The organism is Burkholderia sp. b14, assembly GCF_900156195.1.
Lineage (GTDB): Bacteria > Pseudomonadota > Gammaproteobacteria > Burkholderiales > Burkholderiaceae > Mycetohabitans.
Genome location: NZ_FTPJ01000003.1, coordinates 606,695 through 627,199, shown reverse-complemented (window position 1 = coordinate 627,199; position 20,505 = coordinate 606,695). Strand labels below are relative to the sequence as shown.

At 58.0% G+C, this 20,505-nt stretch carries 1 protein-coding gene; it reads left to right on the top strand.

What is annotated here, in order from left to right:
- Window positions 1–105: 105 nt before the first annotated feature.
- Entirely contained in the window at window positions 106–20,499 is a 20,394-nt protein-coding gene (locus tag B0B13_RS07290) for an amino acid adenylation domain-containing protein (RefSeq protein ID WP_076795384.1), read from the top strand.
- The last annotated feature ends 6 nt before the right edge of the window (window positions 20,500–20,505 follow it).

Here is a 20,505-nt window from a genome sequence, read left to right as displayed (position 1 = left end):
AAGGGCGTGAAGTGACAGACACGGCTTGACGGATGACAGCTAGCAGAGCAACCAGCGGCATCGCCCGGACATGATTGCTGTGCACAATGACCAGGATAGTAATTCGTGAACAAACAAGACAGTAAGGCCCTTTCCGGCCGGAACGATACTCACAACGCATACCCACTGGACAAGTGCTTGCAGCAGTTGATCGAAGCGCAGGTCGAACGCAGTCCGGACGCGGTGGCGGTTCGTTTCGAAGGTCAGACCTTAAGCTATCGCGAGTTAAACCGGCAAGCTAATCGGCTAGCTCACTACCTGCGGGAGCTGGGAATCGGGCCAGATAGTCTGGTGGGCGTTCAGATGGAGCGCTCAGTAGAGCTGATCATTGCGCTGTTGGCGATTATGAAGGCCGGTGGCGCTTATTTGCCGCTGGACCCTGGCTATCCCGATGAGCGATTGGCGTTGATCATTGAAGACGCTGCGGTGACAGTGCTGCTGACGCAACAGCGTTTTCGTGAACGGCTGGCGGAATATGACGGCGAAGTGCTTTGCTTGGACGAGGCTAATCAACAAGCGCTGTCTGGCAACGAGGCCAATCCTGTGCCAATCAATGGCCCCGATGATCTTGCCTATATTATCTACACGTCGGGCTCTACCGGCCGGCCTAAAGGCTGCATGCTGCCGCATAAGGCGATTTGTAATCGTCTGCTGTGGATGCAGCGCCATTATGATGTTGGCTCAGCCGATCGGATCTTACAAAAAACACCCTTTACTTTTGATGTCTCAGTCTGGGAACTGTTTTTGCCGTTGCTCAGCGGTGCTTGCTTAGTCATAGCCAAGCCGGAAGGCCACAAGGACGCGCATTACCTGGTGGAGGTCATTCAAGCGGAGCAGATTACGATCTGCCATTTTGTGCCTTCGATGCTGCGCTTTTTCCTCAAGCATCCAGCGGTCTCCGAATGCGTATCGCTACAGAAAGTATTCGTTAGCGGCGAGGCGCTGACTCACGACTTGCTACTCCAGTTTCGCCAACTGCTGAGCGCCGAATTACATAACTTATATGGTCCGACCGAAGCGGCGGTGGACGTGACCTATTGGCGTGGTGAGCCGCGAGAAGACCAGATCGTGCCAATCGGTCGGGCTATCGATAATATCCAGATATATATTCTGGATAGCGAAGCAAAGCCGGTAGCGGCCGGTGAAACTGGCGAGCTGTGTATCGGTGGTGTCGGCCTGGCTCGAGGCTATCTCAATCGGCCTGAGTTGACGGCTGAAAAGTTTATCCGCGATCCGTTCTCTAGTGAGGCCGGCGCCAGGCTATACCGCACAGGTGACAAAGCCCGTTTCCTCAGTAATGGTGAGATCGAGCTGCTTGGCCGTTTCGATTCGCAGGTCAAGTTGCGAGGCTTTCGCATTGAGCTGGGCGAGATCGAAAGCGCACTGAAAAGCCATCCAGCGATCGATGATGCGGCGGTGCTGGTCAAGGACCCGAGTTCAGCAGATCCCAAACTAGTGGCTTTTGTGGTAGCGCAGGGGTTAGACAAGAAAGCGGTACGGGACTTCGTTAAAACGCGCTTGCCGGAGTACATGGTGCCCAATCTGGTCAGCTTTATTGACCAGATTCCCGTGACCGTCCACGGCAAAGCGGATCGCAAGGCGCTGCTCACGGGTGACGTGGAGGCGACGGCCCAACCGCGCAGGCAAGCGATCAATCCGCAGGCGCTGACCGCCTGGCTGCAGCAGTATTTTATCGAGGCGCTCGGCGTCGACGAACTGGCGGTCGATGACGATCTTTTCGATCAAGGCGCAACCTCCTTTACGTTGGTGCAAGCAGTCCATAGCATCCAGCAGCAGCATCAGGTGACGCTGCCAGTCGATGTGTTTCTGGAGCATCCGACCATCGCTGCGGTGAGCGCTTATATTCTTGAGGCTAAAGGCATAACGGCTGACGAGGTGGAGCCAGAGCCGGAGCCGCTGAGCGCTGCACCAGCTTGCCAAACAACGGTCAATGGTTCCATCTCGTTAGAAAAAGTCAGCTTTGATCCTCAGGCATACTGGCGACCGACTAGGGGGGCATCTGCGAATCTTGAACGGCTTGGACGCCTGCTGTCGCTGCTACGAGAGGTACCGCTAGACGGCCACGGCAAGTACCTCTATTCGTCAGCGGGTGGCTTGAATGCGGTCCAGTGCTATCTGTATGTGGCCGAGGAGCGGATCGACGGCTTGGCTGGCGGCGTCTACTATTACCAACCGCAGCTTAATCGTCTGCTGCCTGTTAGCGTACCGGCCAAGCTGGATCCACAGGCGTTGCCAATAGGGCAACGCGCGCAGCTGGCCGAGGCTGGCTTTGCACTATTTTTGATCGCCGAAAATGACGCGATCGCGCCAATCTACAATAAAGCATCACCCTTCTTGCTGGTGCTCGAGGCGGGTTATATTGAGCAGCTATTGTTGTCCCGCCAGCGCGACTTTAACATCGCGCTGACCCCGGCCTACGGCGTAGATTTTGCGGCGATTGCCGGGTTGTTTAAGTTACGGCCGAGCCACCGGTTCCTGCATTGCCTGATCGAGGGCGTGGCGCCGGCCGCCCTGGCTGGGGAGGGGCAAGTACTGAATGATCATTGGCGTCAGTCTGGTCCTCTGTTTGCTGATTTTCTCAGTGAGAAAAATAACGGTTTTGCGTTACCCACCCGGGAGGAATTGGCTCAACTGCACGAAGAGCAGCGCCAGATCCGCCATGACTTGCCGGAGCAGGGTGACGGTGTCATCGAGCTGTGCGCTGAGCCGATCAGCGCTGACGCCCTGCGGCTGCGGGCTGCCAAGCGGCAATACTGCGATGGGCCGCTGAATTTAAGCCAGCTGAGCCGGCTGTTGAACCTGTTGCGGGCCGATCAAGACAACGGGCGGTTGTACCACACCGATGCTGGGTTAGCGCTGAAAATTTATTTGCACGTTGCTGAACAAAGCGTACAGCAAGGCTGCCAGGGACCATGTCTGCCCGCTGGAATATACCGCTATGATGGCGAAAGTCATAGCTTAGCGCGGGTTAGCGACGGCGATCTATCGGCAATCAGCAGTTGCTATACGCCGTTTAACCGTAAGCACGCTCATCAGGCACGGCTGCGCATTTTTATCGTCGCCGGTCGCGCTACCGCCTACGGTGATGAAAGCCGTTATTTTAATTTGCTTCAAGCGGGCAGAATCGGTCAGTTACTGCTGGAAAAGCAGGGTGAGTTCGGCATTGGCCTGTGCCCGATCGGATCGATGTATTTCAACAAGATCCGTGATGCGTTCGATCTGAATGACGACGATGAGTTGGTGCACAGCTTTGTGGGCGGTGCGGTGACGCAATCACTGCCCGTTGGCTGGCCGCGGCTGGAAATTCACGACATCGGCGAATCCGCTCAAGTCGTTCACGCGTCGACGCATGGGAGCAACGGGCACTTGTCGACCCGAGCGGTCAATGGACGCTGCAATGGCGACGCGATGGCGATCGTCGGGATCAGCGGCCGCTATCCTGGCGCCGCGAACCCGGATGAACTATGGCAAAACTTGAGCGCTGGCCGCGCGAGCATCGCCACATTGAGTCGCGAAGCGTTAATTGACGGCAGCGACGAGGCGAGCGATTCGCCACAGTGGGCAGTGGGCGCACTGGCGGGCAAGCAGCTGTTTGATCCATTGCTGTTCAAAATTACGCCGGCTGAGGCGAAAACGCTCGATCCTCAGGAGCGTTTGTTCTTGCAAGCGGTTTGGCACTGTCTGGAAAGTAGCGGCTATACCGCTGCGAGCCTGCGGCGGCAGGCCGAGCGCATTGGCGTGTTTGTCGGCGCAATGTGGGGCGATTACGAGCATCATCGGCCGACTGAACAAGGCGAGCGGGCCACCTCGTTCCTGTCGGCGATCGCCAACCGTGTGTCTTTCTTCAACGATTTTAATGGTCCCAGCGTCGCTTTCGATACGTCATGCTCGTCGGCGATGACTGCGTTGCATTTTGCTTGCAACAGTATTCGCCAAGGCGAGTGCCACGCAGCGATTGTCGGTGGCGTCAACTTGATCAGCCATCCATCGCATCTCGAGCTGCTGACTTCACTGAAGCTGTTATCCGACGATAGCCAATCTTATCCATTTGGCCGCCATGCCAACGGATGGGTGGCTGGCGAAGGTGTCGGCGCGCTGCTGATTCGGCCACTCGAAGACGCCACGCGGGATGGCGATTCCATTCTCGGCGTTATCCGTGCAACGGCGATCAGCCATAGCGGTAAGACTTTCCGTTACGGAGCGCCCAATGCCGATAGCCACGCTCTGTCGATGCGTCGAGTGCTACAACAGGCGGGATTGTCTGCTGACGAGATCGGTTATGTCGAAGCCGCGGCCCCCGGCGCCAGCCTGGCGGATGGGGCTGAGTTTGCGGCGATCAGCAACGTGTTCGGTGCTCGTCGTGGCGATGCGCCGCTATTGGTAGGATCGATCAAAGCCAATATCGGCCACCTCGAATCAGCGTCGGCGCTGTCGCAGATCACCAAAGTGCTGATGCAGTTGAAACACCGGCAGATCGCGCCGACGCTCGGTTGTAATCCGCTCAGTCCGATGATTTGTTTGAACGACAATCATCTTGCCATCGCCGATCAGCTGAGCGACTGGCGGGGACCGCAGCGCGCGCTAATTAATGCTTTTGGCGCTAGCGGATCGGGTGGCCATCTGATTCTCGAGGCACCGCCACAACAGGCCGCTGTGCGGCAAAGCGACGGGCCCTGGCTGTTCCCGTTTGCCGCCGCGAGTGACGAGCAGCTTGATCAATTGATTTCAGCGTTTGCTGACGATATGCAAGCTGGCCGGTTTGGCGACGCCAGCCTGGGGGATATCAGCTATACCTTATGTGTCGGCCGAGTCGCGCTTAACCATCGCCTGGCGGTCGTAGCTGATAGCCGAGACGAGTTGGTGGAGCGGCTGAAAGGTCAACATTCGGAGATGCCGCTGCGCGGCAGTCTCAAAAAAGAGCCGCAGTCTAGCCGTATTGAAAAGGATCTTCGGGGACTGGACCGCCAGGCGTTGACAGCGATTGCCGGCCAATGGGTCGCTGGACAGAGCAGCTTAGCGCAGATTGCTCGGCATCACCATCGTCGGGTGGCGTTGACGACTTATCCGTTTGCGGCTATCGATTGCCATATCGCTGCGTCAGCAAACAGCGCTTGCGCCGAGATGCTGCGCAACGAGGCGTTGCAGCCAGGAAACGAGGCGTCGCAGCTAGAACAAGATAAGGCGCTGCGACGGGCACTGGAAAGCCATATCAAGCGCCATTTCTCACAGGTATCGGCGATTCCTGAGAGTAGCCTCGATTGTGACGACACCTTCGATCGTTACGGCTTGACGTCGCTCATGATCACCACGCTCAACCAACGCTTGGCCCAGGAGTTTGGCGAGTTATCGGCGACTCTATTCTTCGAGTACCAAAGCATCGCTGCGCTGGCGGGCTATTTTGTCGCTGAGCATCCGGTGCGCAGCAGGCAATTACTCGGGATTCAGGCGACGCAGCCCATCCTAGCCGCCAGAGCGCAACAGCAGACACGCGTAACAGCATGGCGACGCTATGATCGTAGTGAACGAAATGAGCCGATCGCCATTATTGGCTTGGCCGGTCGGTTCCCGGGCGCGGCCGATATCGACAGTTTTTGGAACAACCTCAAAAACGGTGTCGATAGTATCAGCGAGATACCCACCGAGCGTTGGGAGCACAGCAAATATTACAGCCGCGACCGCAGTTTAAAAGGCAAGATCCACACCAAGTGGGGCGGCTTTATCGACGACATCGATCGTTTTGATCCGCTCTTTTTCAATATTTCGCCGCGGGATGCCGAGCGGATGGATCCTCAAGAGCGGATCTTTCTCGAAACCGCCTGGCGTACGCTCGAAGACGCCGGCTACGATCGAGCCGGGCTGCGACGTCATTACCAGGGTGAAATGGGGGTATTTGTCGGTGTGATGCACGGCGAATACTTGCTTTATACCCGCTCGAGCGCTGCGGACTGTACCGATGATGCGGTCGATTCATCGTTTGGTTCGATTGCCAATCGCGTGTCTTACGTCTTCGACTGCAACGGTCCGAGTATGGCGGTCGACACCATCTGCTCATCGTCGTTGACTGCGCTGCACTTGGCGGTCGAGAGCCTCAGGCGCGGCGAGTGCCAATTGGCCCTGGCCGGTGGCGTCAACCTATCATTGCATCCGAACAAATATTTCATTCAGTCCCAGCTGACGATGTCGTCTTCTGACGGACGCTGTCGCAGCTTTGGCGACGGGGGGGACGGTTTTGTGCCCGGTGAGGGGGTGGGAGCGGTGTTGCTCAAGCCGCTGTCCCGAGCCGAGGCCGACGGCGACAACATCTATGCGGTGATCCGGGCGACGTCAATTAACCATAACGGTAAGACCCATGGCTACACCGTGCCCAGTCCCCATGCTCAGGGTGCCATGATCGCCGATTCGCTCGACAAGGCCGGCATGGATCCACGAGAGCTGAGTTATGTCGAGGCTCACGGCACGGGTACAGCACTGGGAGATCCGATAGAAATCACGGGCCTGCAATCGGGCTTTACCCGGCGCAGCGCCACGCTGGGTAGCGAAATGGTGCCGGCACAGCACTGCGCGGTTGGCTCCGTCAAATCGAATATTGGGCACTTAGAGTCAGCCGCGGGCATTGCCGGGATCGCGAAGGTGCTATTGCAGCTTAAGCATCGCCAGTTGGCGCCCTCGTTGCATTCAAAGCGTCTGAATCCCAACATCCCCTTTGCCGATTCGCCGTTTTATGTCCCTCAACAGTTGCAGGAATGGCGGCGGCCAGTGTTGAACCTCGATGGTCGGGAGCGAGAGTATCCACGTGCGGCTTCAGTATCGTCTTTCGGATCGGGTGGTTCAAACGGACACGTGATCATTGCCGAGTATATTGCCCCGACTCGGGACGATGACGTCGGCGGGCAGACAACGATGATTCCTTTGTCCGCAAGGACACCGACTCAATTACGGCAGCAAGTCGAGCAACTGCAACAGTTCCTACATCGGACCGGTGCCGAGCATACGCGGCCGCGGCTGGCAGATCTGGCCTTTACGCTGCAGCAGGGCAGGGAGCCGATGGACTATCGTCTGGCTTTTATCGCCGAGTCGATCGACCAGTTACAGGACAGACTAGCGCAAAGCGCCGAGCTACTGGCGAACCAGCCTGAACCGTTCGGCTTCTTTGATGGCATTCATATTGGCCGGGTCAAAGATCATAAGGCGGCAATAGCGGTGCTCGCCCATGATGAGGATATGGCGGCGACCTTGACCGCCTGGGCCAATAAAGGCAAATATGACAAGCTGCTAGAGCTATGGGTTAAAGGGCTGGCGCTTGACTGGACGCTATTTGGGCAGCCAAAAGAGTCGGCTAGGCGGATCAGCCTCCCGAGCTACCCCTTTGCTCGCGAACGGATCTGGGTCTCTGGCGAATCCCACTTCTCGTCGCTAGGACAGCAAAACGGTGAGGGACGGTTGCATCCTTTGCTGCACACCAACGTATCGGATCTGTCGCAGCAGAAATTTATCTCAATATTCAACGGCAGAGAGTTCTTCCTGCGGGATCATCGGGTCCGTGACAACAAAGTTTTGCCGGGCGTCGCCTACCTTGAAATGGCGCGCGAGGCAATCCTCCGCTCGCTGGGGGAGCAGGTGCCAACTGGCGTGCTGAGCTTGCGTAATCTGGTGTGGTTGCAGCCGGTCATGCTCAGTAACCAAAGCGACGACTCGGTTGAAGTAGAGATCCGTATCGACAGTCTTGACGAACATCGACTGACCTTCGACATTCTCGAGCGCAAGCAGCAGGTGGTGTGCTGCCAAGGCGAAGCAGCTTTTGTTCAGGATGCCGATGAACCAGCAGAGTCGTTGACTTCGTTGCAAGCGGCGATCGGCGGCCATATGCTTGACGCTGATGCGTTGTACCCGCTGTTCGACAGCATGCAGATCTACTATGGCCCGTGGCACCGATCGGTGAAATCGCTGCGGATCGACGGCGGCCAAGTGCTGGCGCGAATTGAGCTACCGCAAGCGCTGGCCTCGGATCATAAGCGACTTGTTTTACATCCCAGCCTGATGGATGGCGCTTTGCAGTCGAGCGTCGGCTTGCTCGTCGCGGATCAGCTCGACCAAGGTTTGACGCCGCAACTGAAGCATACCTGGGTACCTTTTGCGTTGGCGCAACTACAGTTGAGTGGCGCTGAGCTAGGTGAGCAGATTTGGGCTTGGGTGCGTCCTTGCGCCGAGCCATCTGAAGCGGGACAATCGACGTTTAATATCGATATTTATAATCAACGAGGCCAACATTGCGCCGCGCTGCGTGAATTTGCGCTACGGGTCATGAAAAAGCCGTCACCGCTGGAAGTGATGCTTGAAGATCGGCCACGTAGCGACTGTTATCTGGTGGAAAAGTGGCAGCGTTTTTGCCCCCAAGACCTGATTCCGTCTAATGGCCGGCTGCTGCTGGTTGGCAATGATCCCCAGGGCCACAAACAGTTGAGCGCCCGTTATCCGCAAGCTGTTTCATGGTTGTTGGAGGGTAGTGAGTCTATTGAGCAGCTCACTGAACGGCTGCGCGAAGCCGGACCTATTGAACATCTGGTATGGCTGGCGCCGACAACGTTGGCGCAGGACGAAAGTCTCGACGGCATGATCTGCGCCCAGCAGCGTGGCGTGCTGGGCTGCTTCCGTTTGATTAAGGCGCTGCTGGCGTTGGCGCTGGATCAGCAGCCACTGACCTGGACGGTGATCACTCGAGGGGTGTTGACCTTATTCGACGAGGCTGACAGTACTCACCAAACCGTGACCGGGCCGGTGGCGCCGGCGCATGCCAGCGTGCACGGATTGATCGGCGTCATGGCCAAGGAATACAGCCACTGGCGGGTGCGGCTGGTGGACCTGCCGGCAGGCGACAGTTGGCCCACTGTGGACCCGCTATCGTTGCCCACGCATCCTCGTGGCGACGCGCTGGCCTGCCGCAACGATGTCTGGCACCGCCAATATCTTGCGCCTTATCTACCGCTGTCGGAACGGGGCACAACGGATGTAGCCGCGCAGCTAGGCGAGGTAGGCAGTCTCTATCGCGATGGGGGCGTATACCTGGTGATCGGCGGCGCCGGTGGTATCGGCCGGTTGTGGAGTGAGTATCTGATCCGCACTCGACGGGCGCAAATCATTTGGCTGGGGCGTCGCGAGCAAAATAACGACATTGATCAGGCGATCGCCGAGCTTGCCAAGCTTGGACCTGCGCCGCGCTATATCCGCGCCGATGCCAGCAATCATGCTGCACTACGACAGGCGGTAGCGCAGATCTGCACCGAGTATGGCAGGATTCATGGCGTGATCCATGCCGCCATTCAGCTTCAGGATCAAAGTCTGGCGCGAATGGATGAGCAAAGATTTACCACCGGTTTGACCGCTAAGGTGGATATCTGTGTCCGTCTGGCCGAGATGTTTGCGCATCAGCCGCTGGACTTCATGTTGTTTTTTTCGTCGTTGCAAAGCTTTACCAAGTCAGCTGGGCAGAGCAACTACGCTGCCGGTTGTACCTTCAAAAACGCCTTTGGCCATTACCTTGCGCAGCAGTGTTCCTACCCGGTCAAAGTGATCAACTGGGGTTACTGGGGGCATGTCGGCTCGGTGGCTAGCGAAGACTATCGCCGAAGGATGGCTGACGTCGGTCTCGGTTCGATCGAGGGCGAGCAGGCGATGACTGCGCTGGATATTCTGTTGGCCGGGCCATTTTCCCAGCTTACGTTCTTGCGAACCTCACAGCGGCTCAGCGATACGTTCAGCCGTCTGGCGCTGCCCACGCATCCGGCTGGGCCTTTTGGTGAGTATGGTCAGAGGCTGACGCAAGCCTACCCGTCGCTGATTGCCCGGATAAAAAAACAACTGGTTGTAGACAACCACGAGATTCGGGCGGTGACGCAGCAAATGCAGGCCCGGAAGGCGGCCATCGACGAGTTGCAAGCTCGCTTGCTGTACGCCCAGCTGCAGCAACTGGGCTGGTTTAGTGGCGAGCGCGAAATCATCGAGCAGATGAAGCAACGCAGCGGTCTGCTGCCGATGTATGGCCGCTGGATCGATAAGAGTCTTGACGAGCTGGCGCAGCGCGGCTACCTGTCCATGGAGGACGGGCATTGTCCGGCAGCCTATCGCGTGGTCCATCGTCAACCGCTGGCAGTTGAATCCCTATGGAAAGAATGGGATGCGCAAAAGCCGGATTGGCTAGGACACGCGAGTCTGAGCGCCGAAGTGAATCTTGCTGAGGCCACTCTGCGGGTGTTGCCAGCGATCCTCAGCGGTCGGATCATGGCCACGGACATCATGTTCCCTGACTCATCGATGGTCATGGTTGAGGGAATATACAAGCATAATCCAGTGTCCGATTTTTTCAACGACGTGATGCTCAACGCGATGGTTGAGTTTGTCAGGGGACGGCTGGAACAGGCGCCGCAGACGCCGATCCGTATTCTGGAGATTGGCGCCGGCACCGGCGGCACCAGTGCACGGGCGTTTGAAAAACTCCGGCCTTATCAGCGGCAAATCGCGGAATACTGCTACACCGATGTATCGCAGGCATTCCTCATGCATGCGCGGCAAACGTACGGGCCGGACAATCCGTACCTTAGCTATCAGCTCTTTGATGTTGACAAGCCTTTGGCTGGGCAAGGTATCAAGATTGGCCATTACGATCTGGTTATGGCCACCAATGTCCTGCACGCGACGCAGGATCTACGGCGGACGATGAAAAACGCCAAGGCAGCGTTGAAGCACAACGGCCTGGTGATGATCAACGAGATTTGTCGCAACGGCTTGTTTACCCACTTGACCTTCGGCTTGCTCAAGGGATGGTGGTTATTCGACGATCAGGAGTTGCGATTGCCCGGTGGACCCGCGCTCGCACCCAAACAGTGGAAGCAGCTGCTGGAGAGCGAAGGCTACAGGCAGATCTATTACCCGGCGCTGGCTGATCACGACCTTGGTCAGCAAATCGTGATCGCCGAGAGCAACGGAGTCATTTGGCAGGATCGGCACAGCGATGTGGAACCGACCAAGGTTGCGTCCAAGGGCTTGACGGTGCGGGCGGCCCCCGCTTCGCGGCCACCGCAGCGGATCGCCCAAACCGTGTCGGTGGGCGAGGTGACGCCCCAGGCGCTAAAAGATCAGACGGTGCGCTATCTCAAGCAGATGATCGGCGAACTGTTCAAAATCCGGCCGGAGCAGATCGATGCTGGGGAGCCGCTCCAGACGTATGGCATCGATTCGATCCTGGTGGTGCAGTTGACTAATCTGCTGCGCGACAAGCTGTCGGGAATTAGCAGCACGCTATTCTTCGAATACCAGACGATCGACGCGCTTGCGGATCATTTTGTTGCGTCACAAAAAGATCAGCTTAGGGTCTTGCTGGGGCTGGACAAAGCGTCGGTGGTCGAACAGCCGGTATCGATTGATACCGCGTCGGCTCCTGCGGTTAATACGTTAGTCAAGCTAGCAGCTGGACACCGCTTTGCCGCCAAGACGCCCGACAGCGCACCAAAGGGCCAGCGTGGCACTGAAGTCGCGATCATCGGCCTAGCGGGACGCTACGCGCATTCCGATAACGTCCAAGCGCTGTGGCAGTGTCTAAAAAATGGCGAGAACTGTATCGATGAAGTGCCGGCGGATCGCTGGGATTGGCGTCAATACTTCGATCAAACGCCGGGCAAAAAAGGTGGCATTTATACCCGCTGGGGCGGTTTCATTCGGGAAATCGACAAATTTGATCCATTGTTTTTCCATATCTCGCCCCATGAGGCGCAGAAGATGGATCCCCAAGAGCGGCTCTTCTTGGAAGAGGCCTATCATTGCATCAGCGATGCCGGCTATACGCCGGGTCGTTTGGCTGAACGGCATCGAGTCGGCGTGTTTGTCGGTGTGATGAACGGAACCTACACCCATCAGTCCAGCTATTGGTCGGTTGCCAACCGGGTGTCTTATCAGTTCAATTTCCAAGGACCGAGTATGGCGGTGGATACCGCCTGTTCGTCGTCGATCACCGCGATCCATCTGGCGCTGGAGAGCTTGCATAGCGGCGTGAGCGACTGCGTACTGGTCGGTGGGGTCAATCTGGTGATCGATCCCGTGCACTACATGCGTCTGACCGAGATGAAAATGCTATCGTCAGGCAAGCAGTGCAAGGCGTTTGGGACGGACGCCGACGGCTTTGTCGCCGGCGAGGGTGTGGGTGCGCTGCTGCTTAAGCCGTTGGCTCAAGCTGAGGCGGACGGCGATCGAATTTACGGCGTGATCAAAGGGAGCATGATCAATGCCGGCGGCAAGACCAACGGCTATACTGTGCCTAACCCATTGGCCCAGAGCCGACTGGTGGCCGACTCGCTGGCCAGGGCCGGCGTTGATGCTAGGGCGGTAAGCTATGTTGAAGCCCACGGCACCGGCACGTCGCTGGGGGATCCGATTGAGATTGCAGGTCTGACCAGAGCATTCAATAGCGGCGCCGAGACGGCGGCTAAGCAGTACTGTGCTATTGGCTCAATTAAGTCCAATATCGGTCATTGTGAAAGTGCTGCCGGCATCGCGGGCATCACCAAAGTGCTGCTGCAGCTAAAGCACCGCCAATTGGTTCCGTCGCTGCACGCCGGTGAACTCAACCCTGAGATTGATTTTGCCAACAGTCCGTTCGTGGTGCAGCAGTCGCTGGCCGATTGGCATCGACCCGAGGTCGTGATCGATGGCAACCGTCAGGAATTCAAGCGAATTGCTACGGTGTCGTCCTTTGGCGCGGGTGGCGCCAACGCGCACGTAGTGATCGAAGAGTACGAAGATCATCGACCGCGGCCGGTGATTGTCGTCAACGAGCAGCAGCCGGCGATCATTCCATTATCGGCCAAGACGCAGGCTCAGCTATTGCAGCAGGTTAGCTTGTTGCTGCACGCGCTGGAGCAGGGCGAGCTGGGCGACGCTGATTTGCCGGCACTGGCCTATACGCTGCAGGTCGGGCGGGAGGCGATGGAGTATCGGCTAGGCGTGCTGGCTCATTCACTCGCCCATTTGAAGACCCAACTGCAAAATTGTATTGATCACCCGTCTACAGCCGCTTGCTATAGCGGCCGGATCAAAGATCACGACAAGGCGCTGTCACTGCTGGCGGGTGCAGACATACAAAGCGCCATGGCTAACTGGATGGATCACGGCCAGCATGAAAAATTGCTCCAGGCCTGGGTCAACGGTTTAACGCTGGATTGGCGCTTGATGTATCGACAGGGCACGCCGACGCCCCTCAGCTTGCCGGGTTATCCGTTTGCCCGTGAGCGTTACTGGCACAAGGATGAACCGGCACAAGCGCTAACGACGAGCGAGAAGCGACTTCACCCACTTTTGCACCGCAATGTCTCTGACTTATGCGGTTTGCGTTACCTCAGTCAGTTCAGTGGTCAAGAAAGCTTCTTGTCCGACCATCGAATCAACGGTCGCGGCGTTTTGCCGGGTGCGGCGATGATCGGAATGATCGATGCGGCGCTAACGCACGCATTGGGCGGTGAACGACCTGCCGGCGCGGCACGAATTATCCGTGATTTGTCCTGGTATCAGCCGTTCAGCGTGGACGCGGTCAACCATGGTGAGCTATTCGTTGAACTGGCGGCGCAGCCGGATGGCGACTACCCAATTGGGATTTGCTCGTATGATTCCGCCGGACAGCTGCAACTGCATTGCCGAGCGGTGGCTGGGACCGCCGTGGCGCAACCGGCGAATCTTGACTTCATTGTCGCCGACGCTCGCCCGATGGATGTCGATGCTTGCTACCAGCGTTTCACCGCTATGGGCATCGAATATGGCATAAGCCATCGCAGAATCCAGTCGCTGCTGCGCCAGGGGGACCAGGCACTGGCGTGGGTTGCACTGGAAGACGCTGCTGCGAACGAAGGTTACGCTATTCATCCTGGGCTGCTGGATGCCGCGATGCAAGCGGTCATGGCATTGTTGTTTGATGAGCTGGGAGAGCGGCCACCGTTGCTGTTGCCCGACGGACTGGCCGAATGTGTGCTATTTGCCGACTGTCCGGCAACATTGCAAGTACAGATTCGCAGCACTGCACGCACACCCGGTGGCTATCGCTTTGATCTGTATTTGTTTGACAAAAATGGCCGGTGCTGTGCGACCCTGCGCCAGTTGTCGTTCAAAACGTTGTCCGCTGACAACGACGTTGACAGCGAAGCGCTACTTTGCCATCGGCAATGGCGTGACGCTGAGCTTGCTTCGGCCACGGATGCGCCGGTAGTGTCCCATCTGGTGCTGACGCTGGGCCACCATCCCGCCTTTGCCAACTTGCCGGAGCAGTTGCAAGCGCATCAACATATTTCCGTCCTGGCGATGCACAGCGACGATTATCGACAGGCGGCGCTGGCGCTGGCCGGACAACTCAAACCACTGCTTCGCACTGAGCGCCGTTGTTTGGTTCAGCTGGTCATCCCGGCAAACGATCCGCAAGGTTATCGCGGCCTTGGCGGCCTGTTGTACAGTGCCAACCGAGAGCAGCCGGCGCTGACTGGTCAGTTGATAGAAGTGTCGCCAGGGCTCGATGCGTCGCAATTGGCGTGGCAACTGGCGGCCGAAGGGACTGCGCCTGATGAGCGTCAACTGCGTTATCTGTCTGAGGCCGGCAAGTTACAGCGCCAAGCGCTAACTTGGCTCCATCAACCATTGAATCATAGCCCTGCGCCCTGGCGGTCGGACGGCGTCTATCTAATTACCGGAGGCCTGGGCGGCGTTGGCATGATCTTCGCACGGGCGATCCTGGACGCTGCACCGAGTGCGAGCGTGGTGCTATGCGGCCGTACCGAGGCTAACGCGCCGTCGGTCACCGACAAGCTGGCGCAACTGGGCGCACGATGTCACTACCGCGCTGTGAATCTTGCAGAGGCAGGTCAGGTTGAGCGCTTGATCGCTGGGATCATGATGGAGCGCGGCGGATTACATGGCATTATCCATTGCGCTGGGCTCACTCGTGACACGCTGTTGTCACATAAAACGCAGCAGGACTTTGAAGACGTGTTCGCTGCTAAGGTAGCTGGCGTGCGCCACCTCGACCAGTGCAGCGCTGCAGTGGCACTGGACTTCTTTGTGCTTTGTTCATCCATTGCCAGCGTACTGGGCAACGCCGGGCAGAGTGATTACGCTGCAGCTAACGGCTATCTTGATGCTTTTGCCGGTCTGCGCAATCAACGGGTCGCGGCGGGGCAGCGCCATGGCCGTACCGTGGCAATCAACTGGCCGCTGTGGCTCGAAGGCGGCATGCAAATGGACGATGCCGCCCGGCGCGCGCTGGCGCAACGCACTGGCATCAAGGCGATGACCGGGACAACGGGCATTCGGGCGCTATACCAGGCGCTGCAAAGCGATGAAGATCAGCTGATGGTACTGGCAGGCGACAGAGACAGGCTAGTCGCGTTGCTGAGCCGTGAACCGGCGCCGGCTAGCCCAGCCATCACAGCGGTTGAAGGCGAAGATGTATTAACTGGATTGCGCCGGTTATTCGCTGACACGATCAAGATCGCTGAGTCGCGGCTTGACAACGACGAGCCGTTTGAAAAATACGGCATTGATTCACTGATGGTCATGGATATGACGGCGGCGCTGGAAAAACGCTTTGGGCCGCTGCCAAAGACGTTGTTCTTTGAATATCCCAGCTTGCAAAGCTTGGCGGATCATCTAGTCGCGCGACTGCCGCAAAGGCCCGCTGTCAGCCAAGTCCCGCCTGCTGCCAGCGACTCGTTAATCGCGCAACTGCGAGCAATGCTGGCGAGCACCCTGGGGATCGCGCTGGAACAGATCGATGATGCACAGTGCTTCGAGCAATATGGCCTTGACTCGCTGATGATCATGGAGATGACCAGCGTGCTCGAAAAACGTTTTGGCGCTTTGCCGCGTACGCTGTTATTTGAATACTCCAGCTTGCAGCAACTGGCGCATTATTTGGCAAACCGGCCACTCGAGCCGCAAGGTACGATGGCGGTGGTTCAGACTGACGAACAAAGGCCGCTGACGACACCAGAATCCGGAGGCAAGGGCAGTTCGCGCCGCCGGCTGTTCGACAGCGTGGTGAATACGACAAGCCCTCACGTCCAGCAAAGTTTGCAAGTTAGCCAGCCAGGCCCTCAGCCCAAAGACGATATCGCTATCATCGGCGTGGCGGGGCGCTATCCCGCGGCTGACAATCTGGAGGTTTTTTGGCAGAACCTACGCGAAGGCAAAAACAGCATCAGCGAAATTCCGGCCGAGCGCTGGAACTGGCGCGAGTATTACAGCGAAAATCGCAGCGAAAGCGGGGTGCACAACAGTAAGTGGGGCGGGTTTATCGATGGCGTCGATCAATTTGATCCACTGTTTTTCAATATTTCGCCGCTGGAAGCTGAACTTATCGATCCGCAGGAGCGGCTATTTCTGCAGACTGCCTGGTCGGCGATGGAAGATGCAGGTTACAGTCGCCGCATCGGTGGCGAGCAGACCGAGGATAGCGCGCAAGTTGGCGTCTACGTCGGCGTCATGTATGGCGAATACCAGCTATTCGGTGCTGAAGCCAGCTTGCGGGGCCAGCGCATGGGCTTTGCTGGCTGCACCGCCAGCATTGCCAACCGGACATCCTTCTGCCTCAATTTGCAGGGCCCGAGCATGACGGTCGACTCGATGTGCTCCAGCTCGCTGACTGCCATTCATCTAGCCTGTCAGGACTTGCGCAATGGCCGCACCTCGATGGCTATTGCCGGAGGTGTCAACCTGACGATTCACCCCAACAAATATTTGATGCTGAGCAGCGGTCAATTCATCTCGAACCAGGGCCATTGCGCTAGCTTCGGCGAAGGCGGTGATGGCTATGTGCCGGGCGAGGGCGTGGGTGCAGTCATCCTAAAACGACTGACCGATGCGCAGCGCGACGGCGATCACATTTATGGGGTGATCAAAGGCAGTTACCTTAATCACGGTGGCAAAAGCACCGGTTACAGCGTGCCCAACCCACGGGCGCAGCAGGCAGCAATCAGCGGCGCGCTACAGGACGCCGGCGTCGATCCGGCGATCGTCAACTATATTGAGGCGCATGGTACGGGCACCAAGCTGGGCGATCCGATTGAGATCGCTGGTTTGGCCAACGCGTTGGGAACACGCAAGCCTGAGCAAACTTGCTGGTTAGGTTCGGTCAAGTCGAATATCGGTCACTGTGAGGCGGCGGCTGGCATTGCTGGGTTGACCAAGGTGCTGCTGCAATTGAAACACCGGCAAATTGTGCCGTCGCTGCACTCCCAAAAACTCAATCCCTTTATTGACTTTACGGCAACGCCCTTCGAGGTCAACCAGCAACTGCGAGCGTGGCCGCAGCCGTTGCTGAATGGTCAGGCCGTACCGCGGATCGCCGGCATTTCCTCGTTTGGTGCCGGCGGCTCCAACGGCCATTTAATCGTCGCGGAGTACAGTCAAGCCAAGCCTGTGCTTGACGATAGTGGCAAGCCCGAAATGATTCTGTTGTCGGCCCGAGAGCCCGAGCAGCTGCGGCAGATCGCCAGCCGCTTGCTGGCCAGACTCGAGCGCTCGCAAGCCACGGATAGCTTGGCGGCCATTGCTTATACGCTGCAAGTGGGCCGGGAAGCAATGGAGCATCGCGCAGCGTTCATCACCAGCACAATGACAAGCTTGCTCGACGCATTACGGCGCCTGTCAGACGGCGACAGTCGCGGCTGGGTTTGCGGCGACGCGACCACGACCAGCGAGCGGGTTGAACAGTTTAAAGGCCGTTTTCAGGCGCAGTGGCGCGAGCAGCTGGTCAAGCTCTTTACGGACGGTGAACAGCAGTCGTTGCTGCAGTTGTGGAGCGAAGGCCTGCCCGTTGACTGGACAGCACTATGGGCTGCCAGCGGTGAACAACGCCAGCGAATCAGCTTGCCGAGTTATCCGTTTGCCACCCGCCGTTACTGGGCGCCCACGGAAGCTAGAGCACTATCGTCATCAACGCCTATGCAGTTGCACCCGTTAGTGCATCAAAACAGCTCACGATTTGATCAACAGCAATTTGTGACTGAATTCAGCGGTAACGAACCTTGGCTGAAAGATCACAGGGTGAGCGGGCGCAAGACCCTGCCTGGCGTGGCGTATTTGGAAATGATTCGGGTAGCGGTGACGCATTCGTTGGCCCACGGTCAAGCAAACGCGATGGTGATTGAGCAGCTGCACTGGTTAGCGCCGTTGACGGTTGAGTCCAATCCGCGCCGGATGCAGATTAACCTGGCGCGCGTGGGCGAACGGATCGGTGTCAAATTGGTCACCAACGAAGGCAGTTCCTCCGTGCTGCATGGTCAGGCCACAGCGATCACCGGCCTGTCGCTTCAGGAAGATCCATTGGATCTGGCGTACTGGCAGGGCTTGAACTGGCGACTGCGGCTTGACAGCGACGAAGTTTACCGTCTCTTTAGTGAAATGGGCATCGATTACGGCGACAGCCATCGCGGGATTCGCCAGTTGAGGGTGGCGCAGCGGGGCGGTCGGCGTGATGTGCTGGCGGAGTTGGAACTGAACGAGGCATTGCCCGGCACAGCCGATGACTGGTGGCTGAACCTGGGGATCACGGACAGCGCACTGCAGGCGGCAATCGGCATGTTGTTGCCGCTCGACGGCAGTGTGGCGAACTGGGCGTCGCCTTTTATGCCCTTTGCGCTGGACCGGCTGGAAATCCTCGCGCCTTGTCGTCAGCGGATGTGGGCGCTGCTTCACAGAGACGACGTAAATAACGCGGCCGGCAAAATGGATATTGATCTTTGCGACGACCAAGGGCAAATCTGCGTACGATTCTTGGGCTTAAGCTCAAGGCGCCTGCCTGCAGATTCAAGACCGCCAAACGCGGCGCTCGGGCGGGTTGATTCACTCGTCCCCCAGCAACAGCGCGAAGAGCGACATGTGCTGGCGCCGATTTGGTCGGTGGTCAACGGTGCGGTCGTTGAGCGGCGTCAACAGGAGGGCGCGACGCTGATCTTCGGCGCAACCCCGGCGCAGCGCCCGGCGTTGGCCGAGCTTTATCCCGGCGCTGTGTTGGCGCTGAACGCAGACGACTCGGAGGCCGGCTACTTGGCCGCACTGAACACCCAACCGAAACTTGTCGACGTGATTTGGTTAGCGCCGTCAAGCGACGACCACTGTGCCAGCGCGTCGGAACTGGTTGCCGCACAACAGCATGGCGTACTGGCGCTGTTCAGACTGATCAAGGTGCTGCTGAGCCTAGGTTACGGTCGCCAGCCTCTACGCTTGACGTTGGTCACCGGGCAGACGATTAACCCGCTGCCGGGCGAGGCCTGCCGGCCTGCCCATGCTGCAGTGCACGGATTGGCCGGCTCTTTAGCCAAGGAATATCCGCACTGGCGAGTGCAACTCGCAGATTTGCCGAGCGAACAGTTAACCTCGCTGGCCAATGCGCCATTCGATCACGTTGCTTCAGGTGAATTGCTGGCGCTGCGCCACGATCAGTGGTGGTTCCGCAGGCTGGCACGGGTGACGGTCGATGCGCCGCCCGCAACGCAGCAGCCCGCCTATCGCGACGGCGGCGTCTACTTGGTGATCGGCGGCGCGGGCGGGATCGGTGCAGTTTGGAGCCGCTATGTCATCAGCCGCCATCGCGCTCGGGTGATTTGGATCGGTCGTCGATCGCCGGATCAACCGCTTAAAGCCAAGCTCGATGAACTGACTGCCGTTAGTCTGCGCCATAATGCTCCGGCGCCTGTTTATTTCCAGGCCGATGCCGCAGACGAGCAGCAACTGGTCGAGGTACGGCGACACATTATCGAGCGCTTTGGTGAGATCAACGGTGTGGTGCACTCGGCAATCGTGCTTAAGGACCAAAGCCTGGCCAATATGGATGAGCAAACCTTTACCCGTGTGTTGAACGCTAAGGTCGCAACCAGTGTTGCACTGGCTCGGGCGTTCGAGCCAAGCGCCGCTTCACTGGATTTTGTCCTGTTTTTCTCGTCAATGATGTCCTTTAGCACGGCCGCTGGTCAAAGCAACTATGCTGCCGGCTGCACGTTTGCCGACGCTTTTGCCGATCGGCTCAGAGCCGATTGGCCTTGCCCGGTCAAAGTCATGAATTGGGGCTATTGGGGGAGTGTCGGCTCAGTGAGTGACGTCCGTTACCGTGACCGGATGCGCGCGCTGGGATTAGGCTCTATCGAGCCGGAGGAAGGCATGCTGGTATTGGAGCAATTGCTGGACAGCAGGATGAATCAATTGGCGTTGCTGAAAACCCTTCAAAGTGAAGAGATCGATGGCCTCGACAGCTTGGCTGGACTGCTCAGCGATGAGCAAATCAAGCTTTATCCCGATCATCACGGCAGTATGGCAGTGATGCAGAATCGGCTGGCGGACAGGCTGGCAGCGTTGACGCCGCCGTTGGATGCAAGCCAACCCATCTCCGGTGTTCCCGGCGCGCTCGAGTGCGTATGACGCCGA